At 72.8% G+C, this 17054-nt stretch carries 11 protein-coding genes; 6 read left to right on the top strand and 5 right to left on the bottom strand.

What is annotated here, in order from left to right; all coding sequences use genetic code 11:
* Nucleotides 1-114 precede the first annotated feature (114 nt).
* Nucleotides 115-1155 (top strand): protein phosphatase 2C domain-containing protein, encoded by a 1041-nt coding sequence (locus ABZ459_RS38810; RefSeq protein ID WP_357981564.1) that lies wholly within the window; start codon nucleotides 115-117, stop codon nucleotides 1153-1155.
* Entirely contained in the window at nucleotides 1152-3251 is a 2100-nt protein-coding gene (locus ABZ459_RS38805) for a hypothetical protein (RefSeq protein ID WP_357981561.1), read from the top strand. Before ABZ459_RS38810 ends, ABZ459_RS38805 begins: the two co-directional genes overlap by 4 nt.
* Nucleotides 3252-3266: 15 nt before the next feature.
* On the opposite strand, the gene ABZ459_RS38800 is transcribed toward ABZ459_RS38805, so the two are convergent.
* Together ABZ459_RS38800 and ABZ459_RS38795 are read right to left on the bottom strand one after the other, a co-directional pair.
* Nucleotides 3267-4682 carry an amino acid permease gene (locus ABZ459_RS38800; RefSeq protein ID WP_357981558.1) on the bottom strand — a complete coding sequence of 472 codons (1416 nt, stop codon included), beginning with the start codon at nucleotides 4680-4682 and terminating at the stop codon, nucleotides 3267-3269.
* A gap of 89 nt (nucleotides 4683-4771) precedes the next feature.
* A complete protein-coding gene (locus ABZ459_RS38795; RefSeq protein ID WP_357981555.1) occupies nucleotides 4772-8140 on the bottom strand; it encodes a PDZ domain-containing protein in 3369 nt (1122 codons plus the stop codon).
* 285 nt (nucleotides 8141-8425) lie between these two features.
* On the opposite strand from ABZ459_RS38795, the gene ABZ459_RS38790 reads away from it, so the two are divergent.
* Together ABZ459_RS38790 and ABZ459_RS38785 are read left to right on the top strand one after the other, a co-directional pair.
* Nucleotides 8426-8812: a hypothetical protein gene (locus tag ABZ459_RS38790; protein ID WP_357981552.1), complete on the top strand. Its 387-nt coding sequence runs from the start codon at nucleotides 8426-8428 to the stop codon at nucleotides 8810-8812.
* Nucleotides 8809-11931: a hypothetical protein gene (locus ABZ459_RS38785; protein ID WP_357981549.1), complete on the top strand. Its 3123-nt coding sequence runs from the start codon at nucleotides 8809-8811 to the stop codon at nucleotides 11929-11931. Before ABZ459_RS38790 ends, ABZ459_RS38785 begins: the two co-directional genes overlap by 4 nt.
* Nucleotides 11932-12069: 138 nt before the next feature.
* On the opposite strand, the gene ABZ459_RS38780 is transcribed toward ABZ459_RS38785, so the two are convergent.
* The 3 genes from ABZ459_RS38780 to ABZ459_RS38770 all read right to left on the bottom strand — a co-directional run bounded on the left by ABZ459_RS38780 (nucleotide 12070) and on the right by ABZ459_RS38770 (nucleotide 14242).
* Nucleotides 12070-13068, bottom strand: a complete 999-nt coding sequence (locus tag ABZ459_RS38780) for a CU044_5270 family protein (protein WP_357981546.1) — start codon at nucleotides 13066-13068, stop codon at nucleotides 12070-12072.
* Nucleotides 13061-13651: an RNA polymerase sigma factor gene (locus tag ABZ459_RS38775; protein WP_357981543.1), complete on the bottom strand. Its 591-nt coding sequence runs from the start codon at nucleotides 13649-13651 to the stop codon at nucleotides 13061-13063. The genes ABZ459_RS38780 and ABZ459_RS38775 overlap by 8 nt, the downstream gene beginning before the upstream one ends.
* Nucleotides 13652-13816: 165 nt before the next feature.
* A complete protein-coding gene (locus ABZ459_RS38770) occupies nucleotides 13817-14242 on the bottom strand; it encodes a hypothetical protein (RefSeq protein WP_357981540.1) in 426 nt (141 codons plus the stop codon).
* A gap of 160 nt (nucleotides 14243-14402) precedes the next feature.
* Between ABZ459_RS38770 and ABZ459_RS38765 the strand changes: the two genes are divergently transcribed.
* Nucleotides 14403-15422, top strand: a complete 1020-nt coding sequence (locus ABZ459_RS38765) for a DUF998 domain-containing protein (protein WP_357981537.1) — start codon at nucleotides 14403-14405, stop codon at nucleotides 15420-15422.
* Between the two features lie 399 nt (nucleotides 15423-15821).
* Nucleotides 15822-16946, top strand: a complete 1125-nt coding sequence (locus ABZ459_RS38760) for a winged helix DNA-binding domain-containing protein (protein ID WP_357981534.1) — start codon at nucleotides 15822-15824, stop codon at nucleotides 16944-16946.
* Nucleotides 16947-17054: the final 108 nt, after the last annotated feature.

Raw genomic sequence — 17054 nt, 5'->3', positions numbered from 1 at the left:
ACGCCACGGTATGCCGGAGGCACCGGCACATCCGGGTCCACAAATCCTTGATCTTCAGCAAATGGACGCTGATATCCTCCGAAAAAGGGCGGGCTCGAAGGGCGGGGAGTGCACGTGCGGCACGCACCGGAGCAGGCAGACCGGATCCGCGCCTGGGAGCGGGTCGTGCTCGACGCGCCCGGCCTGGAGATCGAGCCGGCGCGCCCGGAGTTCGAGCCGGCGCCGCCGCGCCCGCAGGGAGGCACGTGCCCCGACGCCGAGTGCGACGGGTGGTCGGCTCCGCACGTGACGCTGCGGTCGGCCTCGGTCCGGGGCGAACGGCACCGCCACCACCGCCGTCCCCGCCAGGACGCCAGCTGCGCCGTGCTCCACGAGGGGACCGGCATCGTGGTGTTCGCCGTGGCCGACGGGCTGTCCGGCGCCTCCGCCTCGACGGTCGGGGCCTCGGAGGCGTGCCGCGCGGCGGTGTGGGCCGTCCATGCCCAGCTCGACGAGGGCAGTCCGGCGCCCGACCTCGTCGCGGCCCTCCGGCACGCGGCCGGGACGCTGCACCGGCAGGCCGCGGCGATGCTGGGGCGCGAGCCCGGCGCGGCGGAGGTCGAGGAACTGCTGGCCACCACGCTCGTGATCGGCACGGTCGAGGCCGGGGCGCGTGGGGTCGAGGTCTCGCTGGCCCGCGTCGGCGACTCGGGCGCCTGGACGCTCGACCTGGCCGGGCCCCGGTTCCTCCCGCTGTTCGACCCGAAGCCGGACGACGCCGCGGCCCCCGCTTCGGCCGCCGCTTCTGTTCCCGCCACGGCGTCTGCATCGGCCCCCGCCGCGGCCTCTGCATCGGCGTCTGCATCGGCCTCTGCCGCGGTCGTCGCTTCGGCCTCCGTTGTGGCCTCCGCATGGGTGGCCGTGTTGCCGGGGGTGCCCGAGCGGCCCGAGCGGTGGTCCGGGACGCTGACGCCCGGCCAGGTCCTGCTGGTGGGCACCGACGGCTTCGGTGATCCGCTGGGCGACGGGGACGGCCGGGTCGGCGCGCTGTTCGCCGAGCACCTGGCCGCTCCGCCGTCCCCGCTGTGGCTGGCGCACCTGCTCGACTTCTCCGGGGAGGCGTTCGACGGCGACCGCACGCTGCTGGCCCTGTGGCCGAGGGACGCGGCCCGATGAGCGACCCGACGAACGGCCCGACGAACGGCACCGAGCGGGCGGACCTCGTCCTCGGCCGGCTTCTCGGGCAGGGTGGCCGGGGCACGGTCCACGAGGTGCCCGGCCGCCGGATCAACGGCCAGTTCGAGGTTGCGTACAAGGAGTACGACCCCGCCGTCCTGCCCGGCATCGACGCGGGCGTCCTCACCGAGATGGCCGGGCTGATCGGCCGGCTCCCCGGATGGGACGCGGCCTGGTTGTGCGACAAGGCCGCCTGGCCCGCCGAGATCGTCGTGTCCGGCGGCGCGGTCCGCGGCTTCCTCATGCGGTCGGTGCCCCACCGGTTCTCCTTCGACCTGCGGACGCCTGCGGGAACCGAGCGCCGACCGGCCACGATGGAGCTCCTGCTCAACGACGACGCCCGTGACGGCGCCCACGACCACGCCCGTGACGGCGCCCACGTCGGCGGGATCGGCCGGCGGGTCGGCGATCGCGATCGCCTGCTGCTGCTGGCCGACCTGGCCGACACGCTCGCCCGCCTGCACACGATGGACATCGTCGTCGGCGACCTGTCGCCCGAGCGCCTGCTGTTCGCCACGGAAGGCTCCCCGGAGTGCTTCCTCATCGGCTGCGACGCGATGCGGCTCGCCGGGGCGGCGGCGTTACCCCAGGTGGAGGCGTCCGGCCGGGAGATCCCCGCCGACGGGCCCGAGGGCACCACACAGGGCGACGCATACGGGTTCGCGTTGCTGGCCGTCCGGCTCCTGGCCCGCGACCGGACCTCCACGGACCCCGGCCGGCTGGCCGCCGTCGCTCCGGCGGCGGCCGACCTCGCGGCGGCGGCGCTGCACGGGCCCGCGGACGAGCGGCCGCGTCCGGAACGGTGGGCCGAGGAACTGCGGCAGGCCGCCACGTCGGCCACGACCACGCCCAGCCAGGCAGCGCTCCCACCATCCCCACTCCTGCCACCGCCACCGCCACCTCCGCCGTCGCCGCCACTGGTGCCATCACCGTCATCCCCACCACCGTCACCTTCTCTGCTGCCACCGTCACCCTCACTTCTGCCACCGCAGGGGCCGCCGCTCCTGCCGCCGCCGTCACAACCACCACCGTCACCACTGCAGGGGCCGCCGCTCCTGCCACCGCCATCACCCTCACCACCGCAGGGGGCGCCGCTCTCGCCACCGCCGTCACCCTCACTCCTGCCACCGCCACCACCTCAGGGGCCTTCGAGGCCGCCTTTTCCCGGGCCCGTGGGGCCCCCTCCGTCCGGTGCGGGCCTCAGCACGGGGATGAAGGTCGCCCTGGGGGCCGGCGTGGGAGTGGTCGGCATGGTGCTCGTCGTGGCGGCCGCGGTGTTCGTGGTCTCGGTGGTGAAGGATCTCGGCCCGGAGCGCGGTGACAGCAGGCTGACGGCCGCGTCCGGCTCGCCGGACGCCGTCGCCCCCACGCCGTCGCTGTCCCCGGCCACCCCATGGCCCAGCGCACAGCCCACGGACACGCCCACCGAGACGCCCACCGAGACGCCCACGCTCGAACCGCCCACCGAGGAGCCGTTCGACCCGGGCGACCTCGACCGCCAGGACACCGACCCGACCCCGCTCACGCCGAGCGCCCTGCTGCCCAGCTCCTTCACCACGGCCAAGGGCGTGCGCTACACCCTCCGGTCGAGCGGCGTGGACAAGTGCCCGGACGCCTACCACGCGGCCAACGTCCGCTCGGTCCTGCGCAAGGCACGCTGCTCCAAGATGGTCAAGGGCTCGTACGTGAACCCCGGAGCCCCCGGGAACAAGCGCATCATGGTCTCGGTGTGGGTCGTGCCGCTGAAGAACGACGGCCGGGCCGACACCGCGTACGCGCGGCTCGACGACGCCTACGCCGACGCCTGGGGGATCGTCTGCCCCCAGAAGGGCCCCGGCTCAGGGCTGTGCCACTCGACGAGCTGGAGCCGGGCCCAGACCTGGGGATGGGTCGGGTACACCCACCGCTACCTGCTGCACACCATGGCCGTCTACACCAACCGCGCCAACTCCACCAGCACCCGGCCGTGGCTCAAGGACGCCTCCAAGGCGGCGTACAAGGCGATCGGCCCCAAGGTCTACCAGGACACGAACTGACCCCGCCGCCGGCCGTCAGTCGCGGCGGTTCAGCGCCGAGTGGCGGCGCCCGTAGGCGAAGTAGATCACCAGCCCGATCAGGAACCACACGACGAACCTGAGCCAGGTCAGCGGCTCCAGGAACGTGATCAGCCAGAGGGAGAAGAGCACCCCGATCGCCGGCACCACCGGCATGCCCGGCATGCGGAAGCTGCGCGGCAGGTCGGGACGCCGGTAGCGGAGCACGATCACCGCCGCGCAGACCACCACGAAGGCCAGCAGGATGCCGATGTTGGTCAGCTCAGCCGCCTCCCTGATCGGCAGGAACCCGGCGATGAGCGCGGAGCCGACGCCGACGATCCAGGTCACCCTGGTCGGCACGTGCCGTACGGGGTGGAGCTTGGCGAACCAGGAGGGCAGCAGCCCGTCCCGGCTCATCGCGAACCACACGCGGGTGACGCCCAGCATGAACGTGAACATGACGGTCAGGATGCCGACGATGGCGCCGACCGCGATGACGCTGGCCAGCCCGGACAGCCCGACGGAGGCGAACGCGGAGGAGAAGCCGCTCTCGGGGTCGATGTCCTGGTAGTTCTGCATGCCGGTGAGCACGAGGCAGGCCAGCACGTACAGGACCATCGAGATGGCCAAGGAGTAGAGGATGGCCTTGGGCATGTGCCGCTGGGCGTCCTTCGACTCCTCGGCCGCCGTGCTCATGGCGTCGTAGCCGAAGACGGCGAAGAACACGGTGGCCGCGCCGGTCACCGCCCCGCCGAACCCGTAGGGGAAGAACGGCGTGTAGTTGGCGGTCTTGATGTAGAAGAAGCCGACCACGATCACCAGCAGCACCACCGCGACCTTGATCGCGACGACGAACGTCTCGAACCGGGCGGCCGACCGCATCCCGAGGTTGAGCAGGAACGCGATGAACAGGCACAGGATCCCCGCGAACAGGTCCACGACGTGTCCGGGCCCGGTGCCCGGCGCGCCGAGCATCCAGGCGGGCAGGTCGATGCCGAACTGGCCGAGGAGGAAGCCGAAGTAGCCGGAGATGCCGATCGCCACGACGGCGACGATGGCGGTGTACTCCAGCAGCAGGTCCCAGCCGATGAACCAGCCGACGATCTCGCCGAGCACCGCGTACCCGTACGTGTACGCCGATCCGGCCTTCGGGATCATGCCGGTGAACTCCGCGTAGGAGAACGCGGCGGCGGCGCTGGCGATGCCGGCGATCAGGAAGGAGATCACGACGGCGGGCCCGGCGGTCTGGTTGGCGACGGCGCCGGCCAGCGCGAAGATGCCGGCGCCGATGATGCCGCCCACCCCGATCGCGGTGAGCTGCCAGAGCCCGAGCACGCGGTTGAGCTCACCCTCGTGCTCGGTGGCGATCTGTTCTACCGGTTTGCGGCGGAATATCCCGGACCCGCCGCCGAAGCCTCGCGCAGACGTCATGGCGGGGTCCTGCCCTGACAGGAAGCCCGCCATGCGCATGACTGCAGAAGTCGGACAGACCGGCTCGAAGAAGCCGGTCTGTCCGCGACCTATCCGGCGCGTCCCACGGTGACCTGGGCGCGGGTCTCGGTGGCGTTGCCCGCGCGGTCCACCGCCCGGTACGTGATCGTGTAGACCCGGTCCTGGCCGCCGTCCCGTTCGGCGCGCAGGGCGAAGGAGGTGTCGGCGGTGCCGGTGGCGGCCTCGCGCACGTCGCCCCGGGCGTCGCCCTGGGAGCTGGTGATCGAGACCAGGGTGACGCTGACGGGCCCGGCGTCGGACGCCTTCAGCGCGACCTGCACCGGCACCAGCCTGCGGTTCGGCGGCCACAGCCGGGCGGGGTCCGGCGTGACGGTCAGGGTGGGGGCCGTCGCGTCGATCCGTACGGTGACCGACTTCGGCTCCTCGACGTTGCCCGCCCGGTCGGCGCTGCGGAAGGCCAGCACGCTCTCCCCTTCACGGTCCACCCGGACGGGGGAGGTGTAGGGCTGCCAGGGGCCGTCACCGAGCCGGTACTCCGTGCGCGCCACGCCGGAGCCCGCGTCGGCGGCGGTCAGGACCACCTCAACGGGCCCGTCCGACCAGCCGGCGGGCACGCCGGACGCGGTCGTCACCGGAGGCTCGCCGTCCTCGCTCGGCGGGGCCGAGTGGATCTTGAAGCCGTCCACGATGAAGTACGAGCCGTCCTTCTTGACGCCCTTGAGCGTGTGCGGGCCCGGCGCCAGCCCGGTCCTGGTGTAGACGACCTTCTGGTACTCCCGGGTCGGGTTGCTGTTGTCGACGGTGGCGTCGAGCTTGCCGTCCAGGTAGAGGTCGACCTTGCCCTCGTCGGAGTTGACCTGGGCGATGTACTCCACGCCGGTGCCGTGGAAGGCCAGCTCGAAGGAGTCGCCGTCGGCCTGGGTGGCGTGCAGGTCGTCGAGGGTCGAGCCGCCGCCGCCGCGCCGGTCGTTCTTCCAGTCCCAGCCCTGGCCGGTGTAGGTGACGCCGGAGACGTTGTCGATGGTCTCCACGCCGTACGCCTTGGTCAGGCTCAGCTCGGTCAGCGCCTGCGCGCGCCAGACCTTCAGCGGCACCGGACGCCCGGCGGGCGTGCGGTTGTAGACCTGCCAGAAGCTGTCGCGGCCGGTGACCTTGGTCCCGGCGATCTCCCTGATCACGTCGCCGGTGCGCAGCCCCTGCCCGTGGGCGTGGGACCCGGCCGGGACGGCGGCCAGGAACAGGCCGTCGTAGTCGGTGAGCCCGACCGAGGACTTCACCTCGTCGCTGTGGATCTCGGTGGCCGTCGCGCCCATGAGCGGCTCGGCCAGGTTGCCGATCGTCATGCCGGTCTCGGGCTCGCGCCAGGTGAGCGGCGGCGGCGTGGGCGCGCCGGGCTTGCCGAACCCGGTCATCGGGAACGGCTGGAAGCCCAGCGCGAGGGCGGGGGAGCCGGCCTTGAGCGTGTAGTCGAGCTTGGCCGGGTCGGCGTACGGGCTCTGCCCCTCGAACAGCGGGTCGGCGACCACCGAGCGGGTGTCCAGCCCGCGGGCCCGCCAGGCGGCGGTGATGTCGGCGACCGGCCTGCCGTTGTTCCAGAACAGGTTGTCGTCGTAGACGGTCCCGGAGGTGGACGGGTCGCTCTGGATGAAGTCGTACGGGTCGTCGGTGACGAAGATGTTCTTCTCGACGACGTCGCCGTTGCCGGCGTAGGAGACGTGGAAGTGGCCGCCGCCGTTGACGAAGATGTTGCCGCGCACGGTCCTGAAGAAGCCCTCACGCAGCTTCACCCCGCCGTTGAGCAGCAGGTTCCCGGTGACCTCGTAGTTGGAGGAGCCGTCGTCGAGGTCGACGTCCCAGTGGGAGGAGTGCCGGATCCGGTTGTGCCGGATCTTCGTCGTCTCCATCGCGTCGAGCTTGGCGTACGCCTTCTTCTGGGCGTCGTCGGCGGTCAGCGGCCAGAAGCGGTCGCGGCCCCAGCTGTTGATCGGCCCGTGGTCGGAGGTCTCCTTCACGCAGTCGAAGATGTCGTTGTCCTCGATGACGTGGCCGCCCCAGGTGCCGTCGTTGATGTCGACGCAGGCGCGCGGGCCGTCGTGCACGGTGTTGCCGGACACTGTCACCCGGCGGCTCATCGAGATCTGCACGCCCGAGCTCTGCTTCTCGAACCGGCCGTTGCGGGTCATGTGGTTGCCGCTGATGGTGATGTCGCGCGGGTAGTCCTCGGTCTTCGGGCCCGGCGTGGTGTCGGTGATCGTGCGCCGCATGTCGTCCCAGGTGGAGGGCTCGCGGACGGCTGCCGGCGAGCCGATGACCGCGACGTCGCTGGCCCCTGACCCGCGGAACTCGCCGCCGGAGACGACGTTGCCGTCGGCGTACCCGTCCATGAAGACGGCGTTGCCGCCGACCTGGTCGAACCGGGCGTCGCGGATGGTGATCCGCTGGGTGTTCCGCAGGTAGACCGCGCCGGCGCGGACGATGGCCCAGTCGCCGAGCTGCAGTTTCTCGTACGGGCGGCTGAACAGCGTGCGGTGGGTCTGGGTGAAGGTGAACCCGGTGAAGGTGAGGTCGCGCACCGGCGCGGAGGGCGAGTCGCCGACGACCCGCACGAGCTCCTCCCGCTCGGCGGTCTCGACGCGGGCCTTGGCCGGGTCGAGGCCCGCGGGCGGCTGGAGGTAGAGGCGGCCGGCGTCCTTGTCGTAGAACCACTCGCCGGGGGCGTCCAGCTCCTCCAGGACGTTCTCGACCATGCGCTTCTGCGGATGCAGGCCGTCGCCCCGGTTGTTGTCGCCGACCCACTTCAGGATCGGGGCGCCGCCGGCCCCGACGCCGGTCACCCTGAACGAATTCCCGCCCCATTCGCCCTGGTGCAGCCCGCGGACCAGCGCGGTCGTGGGGTTCTTCCAGCGGGCCACCCGTTCGGGCGAGATCGCGTCGGCGGCGTACCCGTCGAGCACGGCCTCCTTGGGATCGACGTTCGGGTAGCGGGCCAGGACCTGCCGGGTGCCGTCGAGGAAGAGCTCGTCGAAGTCGAGGCCCGCGCCGATGTCGGCCATCAGGGTCGCGCCCTGGTACGGGGTCCAGGCGGGGGTCAGCCTGCGTCCGCCGCTGAGCACGACCTGCTCGCCGGCGGCCGCCTCGTAGACGGCCCCGGAGTCGGCGGGGGTGAAGGTGAGGGGCTCGGCGAGGTGGTAGACGCCGCCGCGGACCCGTACCCGGGGCGGCTCCGGTGCGGTGGGCAGGGCCGCGCGCACGGCGCGCTGGGCGCGCTCGATCGTACGGAACGGCGCCGCCTCGGTGCCGGCGGCGCCGTCGTCGCCGTCGGGGGAGACGTGGAAGACGGTGCCGGCCGCCTGGGCGGAGGCGGGGGTGAGAGCGGTCAGTCCGGTCGCGGCGAGAGATGCCGCGAGGAGCAGCCGCCAGGGCTTGCCATGGCGCACAAGGGCCTCCAGTCGGGGGATGGCCTCATTGTGGCCAAGCCCTCAGGTGAAGACGATCACGCCGAGGTCACGTTTCATCCGATCAATCAAGTCTTTACAGCTCTTCGTGCGCCGAAAATCGCGATTTGTCCTCCAGGTGATCGGATCTCTCTGAAGGATGACTGTCATGGGAGCCGCGGTGGCGCACCACTTCGAGCTCCTGGGCCGCGCGTACTTCGCCCGGGACGGGTACGTGTCGACGCATTCGCGTTGTGTGATCTTGTTGGCTGCCCGATGATGCCGGATATGCGCGGACGTGTACTGGTGCGGGGCGGGGCTGCGGTCGCGGTGGCGGCCTTGGCAGGGCTGGGCGTCTACTTCTCGAAAGTGGGCCTGGAGGAGGCGGACAGGCTGGCCAGCGTGATCGGGTTGTTCGTCGCGGTGGCCGGGTTGGGGCTGGCGGTGTACGGGCTGATCGCGGAGCGGCGCAGCGGCGGCGACGGGGTGGAGCAGAGGGCCACGGCCATGGGAGACGGTCGGGTGCATCAGGCCGGCCGCGACATCAACGACACGCCGCCGGAGCGGACCGCGGCCGGTGACGCGGGCGACGAGGCGCGCTCCGTGCGGCAGCGGGCGAAGGCCACCGGGCGGGGGCAGGTGTATCAGGCCGGCCGCGACATCGACAAACGATGAGCGGGGCGGGCGGATCAGGGCGGGTGATCCAGGAGGCCCACGGCGCCGGGCTGGCCCGGATCTACCAGGCCGCCGGCGACCTGATCGTGTACGGGGGCGCGGAGCCGTACCGGTGGGCGGTTCGGCCCGCTCCGGAGCCGCCACCGGCGGGGGCCGAGGCGCGGGCGCAGCCCAGTGAGCTGCTGCGGGCCTCGCACGCGCTCGTCGACTTCACCGGCCGCCAGGCCCTCCTGGCCGAGCTGGCACGCTGGCGGGACGCAGACCCCCGGCAGGACGTGGCTGTCCGGTTGATCCATGGGCCGGGCGGGCAGGGCAAGACCCGGCTGGCCGGTCACGTGGCGCAGCGGTGGCGGCGGCGGGGCTGGGTGGTGCTCGCCGCCCACCATCGGCGTGACCGCTCCACCGCCGAGGACTTCGAGGTGCCCGCCTTCGACGGGGCGGCCGGGGTGCTGGTGGTGGTGGACTATGCCGAACGGTGGGACACCGCCGACCTGCTCACCCTGCTGCGCGACACCCGCCTGCCCGGCCGGATGCCGGTGCGGGTGCTGTTGCTGGCCCGCCCGGCGGGCACCTGGTGGGACAGCCTGAACGGCCGCATCCAGCGCGACCTGCGCCTGACGCCCAGCAGGACGGCGCTGGAGCCGCTGGAGCAGGAGGCAGGCATCAGCCGCGGGACGCTGTTCGCCGCGGCCCGTGACCGGTTCGCCGAGCTGCTGCAGGTGCCCGGCGCGGAGGCGGTGCCCGCGCCGCCCGGACTGGAACGGCATGAGGCCTATCGGCTGGTGCTGACCGTGCACATGGCCGCCCTGGCCGCGGTGCTGGCCCACGACCGCGGCCAGGCCGCTCCCGCCGATCCGGCACAGGTGTCGGAGTTCCTGCTGGCGCGCGAGCGGGATCATTGGGAGGCGATGGCGTCCCCGCGCCGGGAGAAACCGTTGGCGACCTCGCCGGACGCGATGGGGCAGATCGTCTACACCGCCACTCTCACCGGCCGGCTCGGCTACGAGGACGGCAGGGCCGCCCTGACCCGCGCCGAGATCGAATCCACGCAGGCGGCCGGGCAACTGCTCAAGGACCACGCGCTGTGCTACCCGCCCGCCGCGGCTCCCGGCCCCGGGCCCGTGCCGGGGCAGGCGGCATCGGTGGCTCGGGCCGGCGGCACGGTGCTGGAGCCCCTGTACCCCGACCGGCTGGGTGAGGACTTCCTCGCCCTGTCCACGCCCGGCCACGCCTGCGACTTCCCCGCTGACCCGTGGGCCGAGAAGGCGCCCGCCCGGCTGCTGGCGGGCCTCACCGACACCGGTGACGGATCGGCCGGCAAGGCGCCTGCGTGGGCGCGTCATGGGCTGATCACGTTGATCGAGGCCGCTCGCCGCTGGCCCCACGTGGCACGGCAGCAGGTGTATCCGCTGCTGGCCGAGGCCCCGCACCTGGCTGTGCAGGCCGGCGGCGCCGCGTTGGTCGCGCTGGCCGGCCTGGACGACATCGATACGAGGCTGCTGGAGGCCATCGAGTCGACGTTCCCCGCACAACGGCAGGTCGACCTCGACGTCGGGGTGGCCGCGGTGGCCTCCCGGCTGGCCGAGGCTCGGCTGGCCGCCACTTCCGATCCGGCCGCCCGTGCCCGGATCCACGATGACCTGGCCTTCCGCCTCACCTTCGCGGGGTTGCACGCCCGCGCCGTGGCTGAAGGCCATCAGGCCGTCCAGCTCTGGTATCGGCTCGCCACGCTGGACCAGGATGCCTACCTGCCCGCGTTGGCGAAGTCGTTGAGCAACCACGCTCCCCGGCTCGCGGACATCGGGGACCGGGAGGAGGCGGCGGCCGTCTCGGAGCTGGCCGTCACCCTGCGACGGGCGCTGGCCGAGTGGAACCGGGACGCCTACCTGCCCGATCTGGCCACCTCGTTGAGCAACCACGCCGTTCGGCTGGTGGAGATCGGGCGGCGGGACGACTCCCTGCAGATCTCGCACGAGGCCCTCACCCTGTACCGGGAGCTGGCCGCGCAGGACCGGGACGCCCTCCTGCCCAGACTGGCGCAGTCGGTGAGCAACCACGCCCAGCTGTCGGCCGAGATGGGACGGCGGGCCGAGGCGGCGCCCCTCTCGGACGAGGCCGTCCGCCTGCGCCGCGAGCTGGTCGCGCTGGACCGGGACGCCCATCTGCCCGACCTGGCGATGTCGTTGAGCAACCACGCTCTCCGCCTGGCGGAGATGGGCCGGCGGGACGACGCCCTGCTCGTCTCGGACGAGGCCCTCGGCCTGCGCCGGGAGCTGGCCGCGCGGAACCGGGACGCCTTCCTGCCCGACCTGGCGATGTCGGTGGACAACCACGCCATGCTGCTGGCCGGGAAGGGGCGGGGGACGGAGGCGGCGCCCCTCTCGCACGAGGCGGTCAGCCTGTTCCGGGAGCTGGTCGCGCTGAACCGGGACGCCCACTTGCCGGGCCTGGCGCTGTCATTGATCAATAACGCCGTGCTGCTGGCCGAGACGGGGCGGCGGGCAGACGCCCTGCGGGTCTCGGAAGGGGCCGTCGGCCTGTCCCAGGAGCTGGCCGCGCTGAACCGGGACGCCTACCTGCCCATCCTGGCCACTTCATTGCTCAACCACGCGAACCGGCTGAAGGAGACCGGGCAGGCGGCCGACGGCCTGCGCGTCTCCGCGGCAGCCGTCAGCCTGTACCGGGAGCTGGCCGCCCTGAGCCGGGACGCCTACCTGCCCAACCTGGCCACCTCGCTGCACAACCACGTTCGCGGATTGGTGCTGGCCGGGCGGTGGGGCCAAGCCGTGCCGCCCGCGCGGGAGGCGGCGCGCCTGCGCCAGGAACTGGCCGCGCTGCACCCGGACGTCCACCTGCCCGATCACGTCCAGAGCCTCACGGTACTCGGGTACGTGCTGGGCGGCGGGACCCTGTTCCGGGAGGCGGTCGTGCCCCTGGCCGAGGCGTTCGTCGCCGGGCGGCGACTGCCCGAGGACGCCCAGGGCGTCATGGACGAGGTCGTCGAGCTGCTGCGCCGTGCCCATGCCGGTGACCCCGTCGGCGCGTGCGAGGAGTTTCGCAAGGTCACCGGCCTGGACATGCCCGATCGGCTGAAGCAGCCGCCCGCCGCAGCGGGCTGAGCAAGCCGCGCCGCCGGCCGCCCGGCGGGTGGTGCCGAGCGGCTCCGACGCCTGCGCGGTCGTGCTCACCATGCCCGCCGAGAGCGCTGTCACGGCGGTGGCGAGCTTCATGATCGGTCTCATGTTCTTCCTCGCCGTCTACTCCACACTCGGGGGGCGGTCGGCGACGCTGACCTTCAGTTGCGCGCTCGACGACACCACGCTCCCCACCGGTGCGTTGGCCAGCTTCGCGTCCACGACCACCCCCCGGCGGCCGAGGTAGTCATAGGTCTCGGGGTCGAAGATGTACTCCTCCCTGACCCCGTTGGGCGAGACCATCGCCGCGGCTGTGCCCGTGCGCCCAGCGGCGTCCCGAGCCTTCTTCACCGTCACCACCCCGGGGATCGTGGCCGCCGCGCGGAAGAGCGCGGCCCGCTGCGCGGCGGGCAGGTAGGACTCGTCGAGCAACCCGCCGACCCGGTTCCACGCCTGGTAGTCCTGCAGCCCGTCGTCGGGCACCTGCGTGTAGAGGTGCCTGCGCATGCCCTCGGTGTCGGTCGGCAGCTTGCTGACGTAGGCGTAGTCGTTGCGCAGGAACTCGGCCCGGTCGTCGAAGTCGGCCGCCCGCTCCGGACGGCCGGGCTTGCCCACCAGCGCCTGCTCCGCCCGTGCGGCAGATGGGAGCGGGTGCCCAGGGTACGGCAGCGGCGCCAGAATCTCCTCCTGCAGGACGCCCTCGACCGCGCTGCCCTCGACCGGCAGCCAGATCGTGCGCTTGGAGCGCGACAGCCAGATCCCCCCGTCCCCTTCGGAGGTGTCCATGCTGCGCGACTCGTAGACGAGGAACTGGCCGGGCCCGGGATGCAGCTCCGGACGGCTGCCGACGCGTTCGGCCGCCCGCGACAGCACCTCCACGGCCGCGACCGTGCGGATCATCGGCGGGGCTGGTGCCGGGACGGGCGGGCTCTGGACGACGAACACCGCCGCCCCCACCGCGGCCGCCAGCCCCCCCGCCAGCGCGGCGCGCAGTGCGAGGCGGCGCAGGCCGGAGGGTGCCGGGGCCGACATGCCGGCCATCAGCCGCTCCGCCTCGGCCCGCAGGTCCTCCTGCACGGGGACCTCGGAGCGGAAGTCGTTGAGCTGAGCCAGCTCATCCATGGCGAACCTCCTCGATGACGAGTGCTGTGGGGTCGGTCCCGCCCAGTTCCTGACGGATCTTCGCGCGGGCCCGGTTGACGCGGGAGCGGACCGTTCCGACGCGGATGCCGAGCGCCTCGGCGGCTTCGGGGTAGCTGAGGCCGCCCCAGGTCACCAGGAGCAGCACGTCGCGGTGCCCGGCGGGCAGCGCGGCGAGCGCGCCCGCCAGGCGCTGCCGCACGGCCTGAGCGCTCAGCCGCTCGTCGCTGCGCGAGGTGAAGGGTTCGGTGACCGGGTCCACACCGGTGCGGGCCAGCAGCTTCAGCTGCCTGGCCTCGGTGCGCTTGTGGCGGCCGATGAGGTTGGTCGCGATGCCGTACAACCAGGGCAGGGCGTTGTGCCTGGCCGGGTCGTAACGGCCACGCTGGCGGAAGGCGGCGAGAAACGTCTCCGCCACCACGTCCTCGGCGACGTCGGGCCCGAGGCGGCGGACGACGAATCTCTTGATCTCAGGCGCGTGCCTGCGGAAGATCTCCGCGAACACCTCGGGCTCCTGCCGGGACCGCGCGAGGACGGCGGAATCGGCGGGGCTCGTATCTGACATGCTCTGGCCTCTCGGCTCACGGACGGGACACCCCCACTTGCCCGCTCGCGGCCGACCGGTTCCCGTCATCAGGAAGCATGCCGGATTCCCTGACGCCACAGCAGCTCATCCCGGGGCGGGGGGCGGCGAGCCGTTCAGGACGGCTCGCCGCGGGACCCTTCTCGATCAGACGCGCGTCGAGGTGGAGGCGTACCCGCCGCCGCCGGGGTAGACCCACTCGCCGGTGAGCGTGGTGCCGTCGGCGTCGAAGACGCCCTCGTAGTAGGCCGGGCCGCCCTTGGCCCCGGCCCAGATGGTCAGCCTGTCGCCCGCCGGCTCGTAGACGTAGTCGAAGGTGTTGCCCGCCGAGTCGTAGTACCGGGACACCACGTCCGTCCCGGTCGGCTCACCGAACGGACGCAGGTTGCCGATGATCTCCATGCCGGTGACCGGCTCGCCGAACTGGGTGAGCTCGACGTGCTGGACGAGGAAGAACCGTCCGGGCAGCCACTCGTAGCGCACGGTCCCCTCCGCGCCGCCGGTGACCTTCCAGGTGCCGACCAGCCGGTCCAGGGCCTTCAGCTCGGGGCTGGGCTGCTGGATCTCGATCATGTTGTCCTCCTCTGTGGTTGTTTCGCCGGTACCTCGGAGCCGCCTGCCGGGCTTTGACACGACCTCGCTGTGACGTGAATCACACTCGACCGGCGTCAAAAGTCCCGACCCGGGTCCGAGGTAGCGAGCGAGAACCCACCGACAAGGAAGGAAGTACGTCATGACCGCCACTGCCGCCGACGTTCCCGTCCATGGAACCGCCCGGACGTCCCGACGCCTGCTGCTGGCCGGGGCGCTGGCCGGGCCGATCTTCTTCGCCTCGGCGACCACGCAGATGCTCACCCGCGCGGGCTTCGACATCACCCGGCACCCCATCAGCCAGCTGTCCACCGGCGACCTGGGGTGGATCCAGATCCTCACCTTCGTCCTCGCGGGGACGGGGGCGCTGGCGCTGGCCGTCGGCGTCAGGCGCACGCTCACCGAAGGGATCGGGCGGCGGGCGCTGCCGATCCTGGTGGGCGTCTTCGGCGCCGGGCTGGTGGCGGCCGGGATCTTCACCATGGACCCCGAGCAGGGTTTTCCGGCCGGGACCCCCGAGGGGCCGGTCGCGCGGATGTCCTGGCACGGCATCGCGCACTCGGCCGCCGCCGCCGTGGCCTTCGCCACGCTCGGCGACGACGCCGAGGTGACCGGCCTGCTGGCGCTGATGCTGCTCACCGAGTCCAGGCGCGCCGCCCGTACGGACGGCGGTGACCTGGTGCCTCTGGACGAGCAGGACCGCACCCGGTGGGACCACGACCTGATCGACGAGGGCATCGCTCTCATCGACGGCGTCTGGAACCGCGACCGGACGGGCCCCTATCAGCTCCAGGCCGCGATCGCCGCCGTGCACTCCGCGGCCTCCGCACCCGACCGGACCGACTGGGTCCAGATCGCCGTGCTGTACATGTGGCTCGAACGGCTCACCCCCACCGCGCCGGTCCAGCTCAGCCGGGTGGTGGCGGTGGCCCACGCCTACGGACCGGCCCGCGGCCTGGCGCTCCTGGACGACCTCGACCGCCGCCACCACCTGGACCGGCACCCGCTCACCCGGCAGCGGGAGCACGCGGTCCGCGCCCACCTGCTCCAGATGACCGGCGACACCACGCGGGCAGCCGCGCTCTACCGCCGGGCCGCCGACCTGACCGCGAACCAGGTCGAGCAGCGCTACCTGCTCGGCAAGGCCGGCGACCTCAGCTGACCAGCCTCGACACCGCTCGGGTCACCTCGTCGACGTGCGGCACGTGGCACGCCTCATGTCCGCCGCGCCGCAGGACTGGGCCGCGCATCTGTGCGCCGTCCTGGGCGGGCGCTCGTGCGCCTCGGCAGAGCTCGCGCGACTGCCGCAGGGCGCCGACCCGACGCCACTCGCACGCCCATGGCCTCCCCGCGAGGTGGGAAGCGACCAGGCAGTGAAGGGTTTGCCGGCGGTGACGGCGTAGGTGATCAGGCAGGTCAGGTCGGGGCCGGCCGCGACGGGGACGAGCTTCCTGGCCGTCCGGTCGATGACCAGCGCGGCGTTCTCGGCGGAGTCGTGCTGCGGAACGAACTTTTCCGCTTGTCCTTCTACGGTGAAGGGGACCGCACCGAGGAGGAATTCGTGATCGAACTGTCGTGGCCGCAGGTCAGCGCGCGGCGTCTGGAGCGGGCGCACCTGGCCGCCCCCGCCGCCGACAAGGACCAGGCCGCCGTCGTGGCCGCCATGTGCGGGGCGCAGGCCCAGGTCATGTCCGCGGCCGAGCTCTCGATCGGCCTGCGGTTCGACGGTGTCACCCGCGCCCACGTGCGCGAGGCGTTGTGGGACGAGGGGACCCTGGTCAAGACGCACGGGCCGCGCGGAACCGTGCACCTGCTGCCGGCGGGCGACCTGCCCATGTGGCTGGGCGCCCTGTCGTCGCTGCCCGCGGGGCCCGGCGGGGCCGAGGGCGTCCGGCTGACGGCGGAGCAGACCGAGCAGGTCGTCCAGGCCGTCCGCGACGTGTTGTCCGGGGCCGACATGACGATCGACGAGCTGAGCGACGCGGTCGTCGCGGCCACCGGGCCGTGGGCGGGCGACCTGGTCATGCCCGCGTTCCAGGGCATGTGGCCGCGCTGGCGGCAGGCGATGGCCACGGCGGCGCACCGCGGCGCGTTCGTGTTCGGGCCGGTCAGAGGGCGCAAGGTCACCTACCGCGCCGCGCCGGACGCTCCCGTGCCGCCGGACGGGCGGGCCGGCCTGGTCAGGGCCTACCTGGCCGCGTACGGGCCGGCGACCCCGGCGCAGTTCGCCCAGTGGGTCGGGGCGCCGGCGCGGTGGGCGGCGGAGGCGTTCGCGGAAGTGGAGACCGAGGAGGTGTCGTTCGACGGGCGTGCGGCCCGGGTGCTGGCGGGGGACGCGGCGGTGCCGGACGGGCCGCCGCGCGGCGTGCGCCTGCTGCCGTACTTCGACGCCTACCTGATCGCGGGCCGGCCGCGTGAGCTGCTCTATCCGGGCCCGGCCTGGCAGCGGGCGTTGTCCGGCGGGCAGGCGGGCAACTTCCCCGTGCTGCTCGTGGACGGCGAGGTGCGCGGGGTCTGGCACCAGCGGCGCTCCGGCGGCCGGATCGACGTCACGGTCGAACTGCTGTCCGGCCTGACCGCCGCCCAGCGCGGCGAGCTCGACGAGCAGGTGGAGCGGGTGGGGGAGATCCTGGAGGGCAGGCCACGCCTGACCCTCGGCCCGGTCACCGTGGGCGCGCACGCCTGACCGCCGACCCCGGTCACGGTAGGTGCGCACGCCCGACCGGCGGCCCGATGGCCGTAGGGGTGCAGGCCGGACCTGGCTGGACAAAGTGTCCGGACTGGACATAGCATC

The organism is Nonomuraea sp. NPDC005692 (assembly GCF_040631115.1).
GTDB lineage: Bacteria > Actinomycetota > Actinomycetes > Streptosporangiales > Streptosporangiaceae > Nonomuraea.
Note: the sequence above shows the minus strand (reverse complement) of the source record. Positions and strands in the feature narration are given on the sequence as shown.